The 16,219-nt window shown below is 32.3% G+C and carries 5 protein-coding genes; 4 read left to right on the top strand and 1 reads right to left on the bottom strand.

Annotated elements, in window-relative coordinates:
• Nucleotides 1–30: 30 nt before the first annotated feature.
• The 4 genes from KQI68_RS10150 to KQI68_RS10460 all read left to right on the top strand — a co-directional run bounded on the left by KQI68_RS10150 (nt 31) and on the right by KQI68_RS10460 (nt 14,130).
• The gene (locus tag KQI68_RS10150; RefSeq protein WP_216550015.1) at nt 31–8,550 is read left to right on the top strand and encodes an Ig-like domain-containing protein; all 8,520 of its coding nucleotides are present in this window, start codon (nt 31–33) and stop codon (nt 8,548–8,550) included.
• Nucleotides 8,551–8,560: 10 nt separating this feature from the next.
• Nucleotides 8,561–13,030: an S-layer homology domain-containing protein gene (locus KQI68_RS10145; RefSeq protein WP_216550014.1), complete on the top strand. Its 4,470-nt coding sequence runs from the start codon at nt 8,561–8,563 to the stop codon at nt 13,028–13,030.
• Between the two features lie 85 nt (nt 13,031–13,115).
• Nucleotides 13,116–13,637, top strand: a complete 522-nt coding sequence (locus KQI68_RS10140) for a hypothetical protein (RefSeq protein WP_216550013.1) — start codon at nt 13,116–13,118, stop codon at nt 13,635–13,637.
• A gap of 370 nt (nt 13,638–14,007) precedes the next feature.
• Nucleotides 14,008–14,130, top strand: coding sequence for a hypothetical protein (locus KQI68_RS10460; RefSeq protein WP_281422267.1), 123 nt, complete (start codon nt 14,008–14,010; stop codon nt 14,128–14,130).
• 58 nt (nt 14,131–14,188) lie between these two features.
• On the opposite strand, the gene KQI68_RS10135 is transcribed toward KQI68_RS10460, so the two are convergent.
• Nucleotides 14,189–15,532, bottom strand: a complete 1,344-nt coding sequence (locus KQI68_RS10135) for a hypothetical protein (protein ID WP_216550012.1) — start codon at nt 15,530–15,532, stop codon at nt 14,189–14,191.
• Nucleotides 15,533–16,219: the final 687 nt, after the last annotated feature.

Here is a 16,219-nt window from a genome sequence, read left to right as displayed (position 1 = left end):
ATGATTATTGACTAAGAATTAGGAGGAAAAATGAACAGAAAAAGTATTATTTCTATGATCCTTTCCATCCTTATGATTTTGCAAATATTTATAACACCTGTATCTGCTATTTCAAATAGTTATGCAGAAAATATAAATAGCACTCAAAAATCCGAAGGACAAAAGATTGGACCAAGATCAGAAATATTTGAGTTCAGTAATAAAAATACTTCAAGATTACCAAAGATAAGAAGAGCAAGAAGTGCTTACAACACTATGAGTCTTAGAAGTACAAATCCAACTAGAACAGAAACTGCTAAGTTAACTGTTTCTACAGAAGGATTAAGTAGTGGAACTTTCAACTGGGATGCCTTTGGAGCAAATAAAAGCTTTAAAGCATGGATAGAAGTTCAATATAGTGGAGAACAAGGAAGAGTAAAGGCTTCTGATGAAGTTACAATTTCTTCTTCTGGAGACAAAACTATTACAGTACAAACTGACTCAACTAAAACAGTTGAAAACTACTATATCAGAACTCAGTACGATACAGATGTTAATAGATTTAATATTTTAGCATTCTTTGATGAAGCAGCTCCTATTGGAGCGGGTCAAGATTTAAAATTTGAATTAGGTATTTACCAAGTTGTTAACACAAACATAAACTACAAATATGTAGATGAATATGGAAATGTAATAACAAAAGATACTCCAGCACAAGATGAACTTAAAAACAAAGCTAAGCTAGGAGAAGTTAAAACATTTGATATCAAAACAAGCGGTTCAGAAAACCTATGGCAATCAAAATCTCTAGATGAATGGGATTTAATGGATTCTTCTATTGATTTAACACTTACTGCTGAAAACATTAAGTCAAATGGTATCGACTATAAGTTATCAAAAACTTATGATGTAAATAATGGTGGGACAATTACAATTAAAAGACAAAAACCAATTGTAACACCAGAAGATCCAAACAATCCTGGAGAAATACCAGAGGGTTATGGAAGACTTGTTTTAAATGCAGATGAAAAATCACCTAAAACAACAAAGGGGACTTTTACATTATCTAATCCTAATGATAAAATAAGAGTGGTTGATGTAATAGCAGGCACTTCCTTTAATGACCAAACAGTTCAAGATAGGGTAAAGGGACTTGGTTCTCCTGAACCTTTGACAAAAGACAACCAAAAAGATACTGGAAAAGTATTTAGCAACTGGTCACCAAGACTTGATACATTAGGTAATGCAGTAAGTAAAGTTCAACAAAATTTAAATGCAGCATATATGCCAAGTGATTTAAATATTGACTTTGATATTGAAAAGAATGACGATGCAAAAGCACCAAGACACAATGATGAAGTTGTTAAGGGTAAAATAACCTCACAAACAGAAGGAACTAACCTTGAAGGTGCAAAAGTTGTTATTAAAGACAATAACGACAAAGTAATAGGAATTACCTTAGCAAACAAAGATGGTTCTTTCGTAGCAGGTACAAGACCACTTATAGCTGGAGAAGAATTAAAAATTGTCGTAACACTTTCAGGTGTTGATACAGAATCAGCTCCAGTTAAAAAACAAGTTAAACTAAACCCAGATGATTTAAATAAAATCATCCCAATGGCAGACAAAGTTTTATCTAACTTTAATGGAAAAACTGGCATAAAGAAAGCACAGTATGAAAAACTTGCAGAAGAACTAAAAAAAGGTAAGGCGTTAGTTGATGAAGAAACTAAAAAACCAGTACCAGCTGTAACTGTAGATAAAGCTGGTCAAGATTCTTTAGATAATGCTTATAAAGCTATTAAAACAGCAATTGAAGCACTTACTACAAATAGTATCCCAGTTATAAATGCACCTGACTATAAGGAAATATTTAAAGGCGATGCTCTTGATTTAACTCAAGACGTTACAGTTAGTGATGCTGATGGTGATACTGATTTAGTTATGGATGGTGAAAATAAATTCTCATATAAAATAACTAAAAATAAAGAAGAAATAACTGACGTTTCAAAGATTAACCAAACACCTGGCACATATATTGTTGAATATACAGCAAAAGATAAATCTGGAGCAACAGCAACTCACACAATGACTCTTGTTGTTAAAAAGGATGTAATAGAAGTACCAGGAGAATTTCCAAAACCAGAAGACATTCCAGAAGGTTATGTAAAAGTAGAATTCTTAGCTGGCGATCACGGAACACTAGAAGGAACAACTAAGTTCTTAGTTAAAAATAATGCGCCTAGCACAGTCCTTAATGCACCAGAAATTATTGCAAATGAAAACTTCAAAGTAAAAACAGATAAGTGGAATCCAACAATTCCAACAAATTTTGCTACAAATTTTGAAACAACTGCCCAATATGAATATACTGGAAAAAATGTAGTGCCACAAGACCCTGGCGAAGATAAACCAAGTGTTCCAGACGACTTTGTTAAAGTAGAATTTAAAGCTGGAGAACATGGTAAAATTGTTGATGGTCAAACTACAATCTATTGGGTAAAACCTAATACAGATGTAAATCTAAGCGATAAGGCACCAAAAGTTACAGCAAATGTTGGATGGAAGCAAGTTGAAGGTCAAGGAGCTTGGAATCCAGCAATTAATGCAGCTAAACAATTTAGTGAAAAAACAAATGAGATAGTTGCTCAATACGAATATGATGTTGATACATCTGATCAACCAAAAGAAGGATATTCAAAAGTAACTTTCGATGCACTAGATAAAGGTACTATTGATGAAGAGCAAACAAAAGTTATCTATGTCAACCCAGCAAAAGATGTTACTCTAAATGCCCCAACAGTTACACCAAAGACAGGGTATACTTTCAAAGCATGGGATCCAACTGTGAATGCTCCTAAAAAATATGTAAATGATGAAAGAATCATTGCAACATATAATTCAGATGAATTAGTTTCTGAAACTGAAAAAGAAGGATATATTAAAGTAACATTTGCTCAAGGTGAAAATGGTACTTTCACTGACACAGCTGCAAAGAAAGATTTCTGGATTAAACCAGATACGCTAGTAGACCTTCGTTCAAAAGCACCAAAAGTTACTGCTAATGATGGATATGTTCATACAGGTTGGGATAAAGATTTAGTTCAAACATTTACTAAAACTAATGGAGACCAAACCATCACTGCCAAGTATGAGTTAGATTCAGATTTCTCTTATACAGAAAAAGAAGGGTTCACTAAAATCACCTTTTCCAAAGGCGATCATGGTGAATTTGCCCAAAATGCAAAAACTGAACTTTGGGTCAACCCAGCTAAAGAATTAACCCTACCAGTTCCAGGTATAGTTCCAAACCCTGGCTACAGCCATACAGGATGGAATCCAGCAGTTACGACTGCTAAAAAATATGAAAATGCTACAACAATTACAGCAACTTACGATTCTGATATTTCTGATACAGAAAAAGATGGCTTCGTAAAAGTCACTTTTAAACCAGGTACAAACGGAACATTTGAAGTTAATGCTACAGAAAGATCTGTATGGGTTAATCCAAATAAGGAAGTTAACCTAACTAATAAGGCACCAGTTGTTACACCTAAATCTGGATATATATTTACAAAATGGAATCATGATTTAGTGGCAAAATTCAGCACAGCAACAGAAATAACTGCGCAATATGCTTCAGCTGGAGATATTAAAACAGAAGAAACAGAAGGCTTTACAAAAGTTACTTTCGATAAAGGTGATCATGGTGAATTTGTAAAAGATGCAACAACAGTTTACTGGGTAAATCCAGAAAAAGATTTAGTACTACCAGCACCAGGAATTGTAGCTGCAAAAGGTTATACACACACTGGATGGAACCCAGCACTAACACCAGCGAAAAAATACGCTAATGAAACAACTATCAAAGCAACTTATCAAGCCGATACTTCTGATACACAAGTAGAAGGATTCAACAAAGTTACTTTCGAGACAGATGCAGAAAATGGTACTTTTGAAAATAATGCAACAACTAAAGATGTTTGGGTAAAACCAGATACCCTTGTAGACTTAACAGATAAAGCTCCAAATGTAACAGCAGTAGCAGGAAAAACTCACACTGGTTGGGATAGAACTTTAATTGGAACATTTGCAAATAATAGCAAAATAAAAGCAACTTATTCATCAGATGTTTCAGATAAACCTGTTGAGGGTTGGACAGAAATAACATTCAACCAAGGTGACCACGGTAAATTTGCTGATGGAGCTAAAAATGTACTTTGGGTTAACCCAGAAAAGGCTGTAGTTTTAGATAAAGCAGCACCAGTATTAGTTCCTGACATCAACTATTCTTTTGCTAAATGGGTAGATGCACAAAATGCTGATGCAGACCTAACAACAGCTAAGAAATATACTGTAGCAACAAGCTTTACAGCAACTTACGAATCAGATTTCTCTGATCAAGCAAAAGAAGGTTTTGTAAAAATAACATTTAAACCAGGTGATAATGGTAAATTTGCTGAAGGCTCAACAACTGAAATTTATGTAAGAGAAAATAAAGAAGTTGACCTTACAGGCAAAGCACCAACAATTATGCCTAATGCAGGTTATGGACATACAGGTTGGAAACCAGCATTAAAAGGAACTTTCGCAAAAGCAACTGATATAGTAGCTCAATACAAGGCTGGAACTTTTGATGAAAATAACATCAAAGAAATTACTGTTATTGCACCAACTAAGATGGCTTACGGCGAAGGCGACCAACTTAACCTTACTGGTATGAAAGTTATTGCAAAAGATAATGCCGGTCTATTAAAGACTTATGATGGAGTAGATGCAATTACAAAAGCAGGATTTAGCATTGCTCCAGCAAATGAAACTAATTTAACTGTTGAGACTCATAATGCTCAACCAATTGTAGTAACAAAGGGCGAGGGACAAGATAAGATTGAAGGACAAACACAAACTGTCATTTCAGTAGATGCAAATCTATCTGCTAAGCCAGAAGATGTAAAAGCTCTTAACCAAAATAAGGTTGATCCACAAACTAAAAAAGTAACAGATGAACCTAAGGATACTACAACAGTAACAGGTAAAGTAAAACCAGGTGCAACGGTTAAAATCTATGACAATAGTGGTAAAGATATCACTCCAAGTAATATAGTATATAAAACAGATGGAAACTTTACAGCTGAGGTCGAAAAGCAAGAAGATGGCGCTAAGGTAACTGTAAAAGCTCAAGAACCAGGCAAAAATCCTTCTGAAGCTAAAGAAGCAACTGTTGCAAGAGATGCTAACAACGACGGTAAAGCAGATGATGATGTAAATCAAAAAACAGCAATACCAACAGCAACTGCTTTAAATAAAGGTGAAAATCCAACTTCAACTACAATTACTGGTAAGGCAACACCAAACTCTAAAGTTGTAGCAAAAGTTGGAGAAACAATAGTTGGCGAAACAACTGCAAATGGCGATGGTGATTACACTATAGAAGCTAAGCAAAATGGTAAACCACTTGCTAAAGACACAGAAGTTAAAGTAACAGCTCAAGCCGAAGGTAAACTCGTTTCTGATCCAACAGCCACTGTTGTTAAGATCGATAAAGACGGAAACGGCAAAGCTGATGATGAAGAAGACTTTGACATCAAAAAAGCTACAAACGTAGAAATTTTATCTAACCCAGATAAGATGGATTACCTAGTAAACAAAAAAGATGAAAAAGCTACTTTTGATACAACAGGACTTGTAATCAAATTAACAGACGCAGCTGGAAATACAGCAATTTATACTTCTGAAGAACTTAAAAATGAAAATGGTATTACTCTTAACCCAGCACATGGTGCTGAACTTGGATTAACAGACGGTACAGAATTTACCGTTACCGTTATCGGTGCAGACGCACAAAACAAACCAACTGTTAAAGCTGACAAACAAATCACAGTTAAACTTGATGCCGATAACGATGGCAAAGCTGATGTAGATGATACTACAGAAAGACCAGCAGCATTGGCATATAACTTTAAGGATGAAGCGTTTACTACTATTACAGGTGAAACTGAAAAGGGCGCAATTGTAACAGCTAAAGTTGGAGATGTTAAAGTTGGAACAGCAACAGCTGATAGTGAGGGAAATTACAAGATTGAAGCCACTAAAGATGGTGAAAAACTTCCAAATGGTACAAAAGTAACTGTAACTGCAATAAAAGCTCCTAAGGGAGAATCATTACCTCAAACAACAACTGTATATGATGACAAAGACGGAGACGGACAACCAGATTCTTCACAAGCCTTTGATATTTCAAAAGCTACAGGAATGGAAGTTGTGGCATCACCAGATAAAATGGTATATAATAATGAGGAAGTACTAAATTTAAATGGATTAAAAGTACTATTAACTGATGTTAATGGAAACAAAAAGCTATTCACTTATAACCATGACGATAATACTGAATTCACTAAAGCTGGTTTATCTGTAGATTATAAGCAAGGTACAAAGTTAACTTCTGATGACAATGATAAGAAATTAACTGTAACACTTGATACTACAAATAATAAATTTGCTACAGAAACAATTAATGGCGAAACACCGACAGCTTTAAAAGTAAATCCAGACCAAACAGCACAACCAACAGATGTTATTGCAGCCAACCAAGGTGACAAAAAAGTAACAACTGTTAAAGGAAAAGCAACTAAGGGCTCTGAAATTAAAATTGTTGATGAGTTAGGTAATAGCTTACTTCCAGAAGGAACATCTATTAAAGTAGGTGATAATGGAGAATTCGAAACAGATTTATCAAAACAACTAAATCCTGGAGAAAAAGTTTTTGTTACTGCAACAGAACCTGGTAAAACCGAGTCTTCTAAAGTGGAAGCAAAAGTATTCCGTGATAAAAATAGTGACGGAAAACCAGACACAGGTGCAAAACTTACAAAACCAGAAATTTCTCCAATAAGAGAAAATGATGAAAATGTAATTGTAGATGCTCCAAATGCTGAAGATAAAATTAAGACTATAACAGTAGAAGATCAAAATGGAAATGCAATTACACTTACAAGAGATGAAGCTGACAAGTCAGGTAAGAAATGGAAAGTAGAAGGAAGCAATCCAGAAGCAACTGTAACAGAAAATTCTAATGGAAAGCTTGTAATTCCAGTAAAAGATACTTTACCACTAAATGACAGAGATCAAATCAAAGTAACATTTAAAGATGGAGAAAATCCTTCAAATGAAATATTTGATAAAGCTCCTGTACAAAAATCTTCTCAAAAACCTACAGTAGAACCAGTATATACTGGAGATAAAAATGTTAAAATCGTTGATCCAACAATTGCAGATCCAACAGCTAAAACTATAAAAGTTAAGGTTAATGAAGAAGATTCATTAGTAATTGAAAAACAAGAGGATGGTTCTTGGAAAATCAAGAGCAAACCTAATGAAAAAGTTGAAGTTGTTGACGGAAAAGTTGTAGTACCACTAGATCCATCAGCTAAAAAAGGCGACACCATCAAGGTTTCTACTATCAATGATTCCAAGGTTGAATCTCCAGCTGAAACTATTACAGTAGAAGACAAAGTTTTAACACAAAAACCTACTGTTGATAAGGCTAACAAGGATGAGAACACAGTATCAGGTATAGCAGCTCCAGGTGCAAAAGTAACAGTTACCGTAACACCTAAAAATGGTGAACCTAAAACATTTATTGGAGAAGCTGATAAAGAAGGAAACTACAAAGTAACTACCGATACTTTAGTAGATGGAGACAAAGTTGTAGTAACAGCGTCAGAACCAGGAAAAGCAGATAACACATCTGATCCTAAGGTAGTAGGCGTGGATACTTCAAAACTTAAAGAATCCATCGATAAGGCTGAAGAAATTGGTGGAAACGATGGATCAAACTTAGACGAAAACAAGCCTATTGATAAGGCATTAAAAGATGCTTTAAAAGAAGGTAAAGAAACTAAGAAAAAAGGCGACAAAAATGATCCTACAGTAGATCAAAGTAAAGTCGACCGAGCTAAGGAAGAACTTGATAAGGCTATTGCACAAAAAGAAGCAGACAATGCAGTAGACAAAGCTAAAGATAGTCCAACTTCAGAAAATATCCAAGACGCTCAAGATAAGATTGATGCAATTCCAGGATCAAAAGATTCAGCAGATTCTGATTACAATCCAATCAAGAAAGAACTTCAAGATAAGCTAGATTTAATAAAGGTTATTAAAGAGGCTGAAGATAGATTGAAGAAAGATGATATCAAGGATAAGCCTGATAAAGATGTACAAGACCTTAAAGATTCAGTGACTAACGGTAAGGATAATCTTGAAAACAATCAAGAAATTACTGAATCCATTCAAAAAATTAAGGAAGCTTTAGATAGAATAAATAAAGAAAGTTTAACAGTAATGCTTAAAGATACTAGAAATGGTAGTAAAGTTCTTGACATAAGGACTTCAGCACCAAGAGCTAATGTAGAAATTAAGATAAATGGAAAGTCAATAAAAACTATTACTACTGACTCGTTAGGACAATACGTTTATAAATTAGATAATGAGCTAACTAGAGGGGATAGAATTGAACTATCAGCATCTAAAGCAGGGTATTTAGACGGAACACATAGAAAGACTATTTATTAAAGGAGATATTATGTTAGGAAAAAGACTGATAGCTTTCCTAATGGCTTTAGCAATTGCAATAGGGACGGTTTTTACACCGTCTCCAACGCTTGCTAATCAGTCAGGTACTAATTCAAGTACGAAGGAAGCTAAATATGAAACGAAGATAATTGAGGGTAAATCTTATAAAGCTTATAAATTTAGTGATTTAGGTATAAAGAATCCTGAAAAATTTATAAACAGCAGATTTAAAGCAAGAGCTGCAGGAGACTTAATTCCTAAAGGAGATAGGTATACAGTAAGAGTAAATTGGAGCAGTATTGACTTAAGCATACCTAAACATTTTCCAGGACTTTATTTTTATATACGAACTTTTGATACAGGTCAAGATATTGCCAAATCTGAATTAATAACAAGTGAAGGCGACTTTAAGTTTTATGAAACGGAAAAATATGCTGAATTAGTTGGTTATGAAAACCCTGATAGATATAACTGGGAATTATATGTACCTAATGAATTTGCATTTGATATTAGGCTAGATTCTCTACCAGGAGGAGATTTTAATTCTGAAGATATTCAAGTTAATATTACCCAAAGGGCTACAGCTCATTGGAGAGCTGAATGGTTTACAAACACCGACAGACCTAAAGTTAAGGCTGAATTTCAAAACAGAAATGAAGTACCTACTGAAGTTGTTTTGAATACTAAGGATTATACTGATGTTCAATATGATTCAGTAGTATCTGATACTAAAGGGTGGTATTATTTAGGAAAAGAAATAGAAATAATTCAAAGTGGAGCTCAATCGCCAAATGATTTTAATGTACAGGATCCACGAACATTAGAAAGTCTTCACTTAAAAATTAAAAACCCAGATACAAACACTATGGATACAACAGGTAAATTTGTTTCAGGTAGTACGACTTATCATTATGATGTTATTGGGGATCATTTAACTCCTTATATTGCTACATTTAGACAAGAATTAAAAGTAAACTTCGATACTAATGGTGGTACTTGGAAAAAAGAACCTAAAAAAGATCAACCTATTGGACACTCTATGGCTTTAGGAGACACTTGGGGAGATATAGAAAAAGTTACAATTCCTGATGGTGCTAATGATTTAACTCCACCAACTGCAGACGAAGATAAGCCAGCTAATGAATTCAAAGGTTGGTCAAGAACTGCAAATGGAGCTGTAATTGATGATATATCGAAAGAAGTTATCACAGATGACACTACTTTCTATGCAATTTATGGACCTGAAGACCAAGGTATCGTTGGTATAAAATATGTTGATCAAGATAATAATGATATTCTAGACAAATATAAAGTACAAGATGAAGAATACCCAAAGACTGATTCTAAAAAGAAAGATACAGTTGTTGACACAGAAAAAATCACTAAGCCAGACTTTATAGGATACAAGTTTACTAACGCAACTGTAAATACAACAGCTGGTCAAGACCAAGCAAAGTACACTGAAAACCAAACTGCAGAAGTTACTTTAAAATACCAAAAGCTTGACAGTATAGTTGAAGGAAAAACAGATGGCGGAGAAGATGCACCAGACACAGCGGATGAAGGTGCTAAGAAAAATATTGAGAAATACTATGTAAAGGTTAGATTTAATAAAGGCGAAAATGGTAAACTTTACACAGGGAATACTGTACCAACAGAAGATAGTGCTTTACATGATTCATTACTTTACTATGTAAACCCTAGGGATGAAAAAACACTTTCCGAAGTTGAAGCTAAAGAAACAGTAAATATAAAAGCTGATGAAGGCTACAAAGTAGATGAAAATGATAAATGGTCATTTAATCCTGATAATATAAATAGCATGAGCCAAATAGTTTCATCTAATACTGATTCTGAAGGAAATGAAGTTAAAACAGAAATTAATTTAACTGCTAAATATCAAGAAAAAACTAAATTAGTTAAATTAAATAATCCAGAAAAGCCAGCAGAATCTAATAACTATCCTAAAGATCCAAAGAATCCAACAAATAATGATAGCGACTATGTAGTAGTTAATTTTGTTGCTGGAGATAATGGTAAGTTAATGGATGGTGCTGGAGATAATGCAAATGAACTTCCAAAGGGTGTTGCATATGCAGTACTAAAAACAGCTGAATATAAAGACATTAAAAATGATTTAGCAGCGCCAACTCCTAAAGCTGACGAAAACTATGATGTAGCTAAAAAACCATTTGGTGAAGACTATCCACCAGCGGGAACTCATAAGTTTACTCAAGACACAACTTATACTGCTAACTTTACTGAAAAAGGTAAAAAGACAGTAACTGTTGAATTTAAAGCAGAAGATGGAAGTGAAGTTCCACAAGCAGTAAATGCAAAGAAACCTGGAGATATCGCAGATCAATATGTAGGATCTACAGTAAATGCACCAACTATTGAAGATACTGATAAAACTGTAAAAATAACTACAGGAAACAACCAAGGAACTTGGACATTTAAAGAATGGGATAAAAACTCCTTAGAAGTAAAAGAAAATCCTACAACTAATGAAAACAAGTTTGTAGGAACTTGGAAGTTCGAACCAACTCATAAAAAGACAATAACTGTTGAATTTAAAGCAGAAGATGGAAGTGAAGTTCCACAAGCAGTAAATGCAAAGAAACCTGGAGATATCGCAGATCAATATGTAGGATCTACAGTAAATGCACCAACTATTGAAGATACTGATAAAACTGTAAAAATAACTACAGGAAACAACCAAGGAACTTGGACATTTAAGGCATGGGATAAAGATTCTTTACAAGTAAAAGAAAATCCTACAACTAATGAAAACAAGTTTATAGGAACTTGGACATTCAAAGAAGCTGCAAAAGCTAATGTAACTTATGAATTCAAGTATGTTGGAGCTAATAATAAAGAACTTACAACTAAACCAGATGCAATTACTGCTGACCTTGCAACTACTGGACCACAAACTCATGAAGAATATGTAGGCTCAACTATAAATGCACCTGAAATAGGCAAGTATTTCAAAGACGCTAAGTATGAAGGAAAGCAAACTGTAACAGAAAATGGAGAGCAAGTTGAAAAAGAAGGTACTTGGACATTTTCTGGATGGACACTTCCTGATCCAGCAACAGTACAAGAAAATCCTACAGGAAATCAAAATAAAGTTATTGGAACATGGACTTGGACTGAGAAAAGTAAGATCACTGTAACTTATAAATTTGTAAGTGGAACTCAAGGAAAAGACTTACCACAAGCAATTTTAGATGCACAGCCAGCTGCTGAAACAGGCTATGCTGAAAATCCAGGAGAGCCAGGATATCCAGTCCTAGCACCAAATGCATTAGTAGAAACTGATGCTACAACAAACGAAAAACTAGGTACTTGGTCTCCAGGAACTTGGGTAAAATCAGTTGATCAAACTACTGGTAATATAACTTACACTTTAACTTGGACATTTACAGAAGTTGGACAATCTGATCAACCAACGGTTGATCCAGTTAAACCTGGCGATAAAGATATTAAAGGTAAAGGAAAACCAGGTTCTGATATTAAAGTAGAACTTCCTGACGGAACAATTGTACCAGGAGTAGTTGATGACAATGGAAATTGGACTGTAAAGGTTCCAGAAGATAAAGTTTTAAAAGAAAATGATGTAATTAAAGTAACTCAAAAAGAAAAGAATAAAAAACCTTCTGATCCAGTTACAGTAATTGTTAAGAAAGATAGTATTCCTTGGACACCACTTACTCCAGCTAAACCTATTTATGATCCTAACTGGGATGATTATCTAATCAACAATGATAATAAAGCTGAAGAACATCCAGTTTATGCTGTAGTTCCTAAGGTTGATGAAATTAAAACACAACCAAAAGAAACTCACAATGCTTATATCGAAGGATATGAAGATCACACAGTAAGAGCTGAAGGAAATATGACTAGAGCAGAAGCAGCAGCTATGGTTACAAGACTTGCAAAACTTGACTTATCAGACAACAACAAACCAACATTTGCTGATATTCAAGACAATGCATGGTACTACACATATATTAACGCAGCTGTTAAAGCAGGAATGCTTGATGCAGACGATAATATGATTAGACCGAACGACAAGATAACAAGAGCTGAATTTGCTAAGATGATAGCAGCTATTGACAAGGATAATGATGCAGTTTCTAATTTCGAAGATATCAAGGGACATAGATATGAAAAAGAAATCAATAAGATCTATGGTAACAAGAGAACTAACGGAATGAGTGAAACTGAATTTAATCCAGATGGAAATCTAACAAGAGCAGAAGCAGCAGCATTCTTAAACAGAATGTTTGATAGAGTAGCAGATGCAGATGCTATTACAGGTTTTGAAAATAAATTAGTTAAATTCCAAGATCTAGATAGCGGTAAATGGTACTACTACGATATCGTAGAAGCTTCAAATTCTCACGAACTTACTAGAAGAGGTGGCTCTGACAAGTTCGAAAGACATTTCGAAAAATGGGAAGCTGTTAAATAAGAAGTTATAGTTTATTTATAACTGAAGATTAGACCGGGAGACCGGTCTTTTCTTTTACATAATTTTGTTTTTTTGGAGGTATGAAGTGAGTAATTGTTGTTTTTTTATTGGAAATAATTTTAGTAATGATAAATTTTTAGAATTTGTTGAAAAATCTAGTTATGAAGATATAAAAAATAAAATTAATGAAGCTGTGAATGATGATAAAAATAACAAAGATACTAATTTAAGCTTAATAAAAGCTTATGAGGATGAATATGTTGCTAATATAAATATTAGCTCGTCATACATTTCAATGGTATCGTCAGTTTTAACTTTGATGGCAATAGGTTGTAGTATATTTTTAAATTCAGAACTATACAACAATAGAATTATAGCTTCTGGTATCCTATTAATAGGAGCTATAGTAATTTTTTATATTAAAAAGAAATTGAAAGAAGGTAAGGATAAAAAAATAATTTTTGCTTATTCTTACCTTGGAAGTATTATGAGATTTAGAATAGAAAACAATGATATAAATAAAAGATTACCAAGTCCTGAAGATAAGATAAAAATGAGTGATGTTGAAAAATTTATAAATAAATCTAAAGGAAAAAAGAAAGTTTAGAAAAAATTTAGAGTTTGTGAAGTGCAGAGATAATTTTCTTAAAATACGTTTGATTTTTAGAATTTTTATCTCTATGGCATATACGTAAGATAGCCTAATGAGGGTAAAAGCTGAGTAGATATAATCATAGATAAATTTTATTATTTAGGCTTTACAAGGATAGGAATAGTCCTTTTTTAAACTAAGTCAGGGGCTGCCCCAGAATTTTTCTCTTTGAAGTGAACCCCAAAATCCAGAATAGGATGGAGGTTTTTTTCATGTCAAAAAATCATACTATGAATAAAACATAAACTAGAAAACCTAGTAGACAAATAAGAAAGAGAAGAAAGAGAAGAAATCAAACTCATAGTAGAAAAATCAAAAGGCAGATATGGATAAAGAAGAAAGAGTATGTTCAGTATTAAAAAAATGCTTTAACATAAACCATAAAAGAGTGTTGAGAATAATGAGAGGAGAAAAATTAAACGGAATGTACCATGTGAACTGTAAATAATATTCCGTTTAATTTTTCCTTATTTTGGGTTCAGTAAATTTTTGATATCTTCTTTATATTAATAAGTAAAAGGAAGTTCATCTTCATTTAAGGAAAAAGGAAGTTCATCTTCTTTGGGTTTAATAGAGTTATTATATTTAAAGTTACGATATTGTAAAAAATCGATTTCATTATAATCAGATCTTATAATAAGTTCTGATATTAATGCTGTATTGTCATAATAACTTCGTCTTCTGGCATGTAATTGTGAATTAGTATTAATCGCTTTAATTATTTCTTTTATTTGAGTTATATTATAATTTTGCAAAAAGGGATTAATTATATTATCAAATAATAGGTCAGCTTCATCAAAGCTTGAACTACTTCTGAAACATTCTATAAAGAAATCTAATAATTCATTTGCAAAACCATCATCTTCATAATAACGATATAATGTTTTTATTTCATCTTCACTTGGGAAGTTAAATTCAGTGTTTTTTAAATTTAATAAATGTTCATGCTTATCGTTGTTCTTAAAGGAAGCAAATATTTTAGCATCTTTATTTGAATCTATGAACGCATCTATATTCTTTTTTAAACTTTCATCTAATAAAGTATATAATTTAGGAAAAACAAATAATAACTTGCAAAGATTTAATTTATAATTATCTTCGACCCCTATTTGGTTAAGTATTTTTTCTTCTTCCAAATAAGAAATTATTTCATCATATTTATAATTTAGTAGACATTTTAAAGCAGCTATATTTATATCCACATTTTGAATACATTCATAAGAATCGCTTACATAACAGAATTTCCATAAATTTTTAAAAACATATTTTACCGTTGTGGAATCCATTCTTGAATAATATTTCTCAACTAAGAAATTTTTTAAATCTACTTCATTAATTAGCAACCAATTTTTATTTTCTTTTAAATCATTAGTTAATTTATCCATAATATTTGAACTTATTAAAGGAGCTTTAATTAATATTCCATTTAAAATATTTTTAATTAAAGCAATAGTTGTGTCTTTATCAGGTTCATATAAATCAAAATTATCATTTAGAGATGGATGAGCTGAGAGATTCCTAAATTGTTTTAATGAATCTATAAAAGCCTTTGTTTCGTTATCTATAATTCTCTTTCGATCATATATAGTTGAGATTAATTTAGATTCCCATTGGGATAAGTTACCACTATTTCTTTCTTTATCAATTTCTGATAAAATTTTCTTTGCACTTGCATCATTATAATCTTCTGATAGCTCTTCTAGTTTATATATAATATCACAAATTGTTACTGAATATAATGAAACTAATGCTGACCTATAGCATTGATTAGAATAATTTTTTAATACTTCTTGAAAATAATTTTTTGTTCTTTGATTATATATTTCCTCTGCGTCCATTAAATAAAACATAGATTCCTCCTTAAATCGTAATAATATCATTATAAATTTATCATATTCAACAATAAGATTAAATAACATTTTCATATCTTACTTACTAAAGTTAGCAATATTTTTATTAAAATTTAGTTTTACAGTAAAAATTTTAAGAAGAATTTATTAAAAGTGTGTGAGATTAATAAAAAATTATAAGTAAGCTAAACAAAGAGATATATTTAAAAAAGATTTTATTTATTTCATGATATAAATGTTTGAAAATATATAAAATGCATAAAATCCACAAAATATTCTAATTAGTGATAATAAAGCGACGATTCAATCTTGACGAGTTATTAATAAATATTTCTAAAACTTAATCTCCAATAACAATTTATCACTATATTTTATTTAGATTTGAGAAAAGATAAATAGTTAAAGTAAGTTTTAGGAAAGTTAGAAGATTCAGTTGAAGAACTTAATAATTAAACAATAAGTAGCTAATTCTATCAATTTAGAATTAGTTTTTTGTATATTAGGTCCAGTAAACAAAAAAAGTTCAGCAATTTTTTCAGATAAGTTGTAAAATTAAGTGCGACACCTGAAATAAATAAAAACTCATACTAACTTCGTGTAAAATGTTAATAACGACAAAAACACACACGGAGGTTAATATGAGTTATAAACATCTTACCCTAAATGATAGAAATAAGATAGAGGTAT

Source organism: Peptoniphilus ovalis (genome assembly GCF_018919265.1).
GTDB classification, from domain to species: Bacteria; Bacillota; Clostridia; order Tissierellales; family Peptoniphilaceae; genus Peptoniphilus_A; species Peptoniphilus_A ovalis.
Note: the sequence above shows the minus strand (reverse complement) of the source record. Positions and strands in the feature narration are given on the sequence as shown.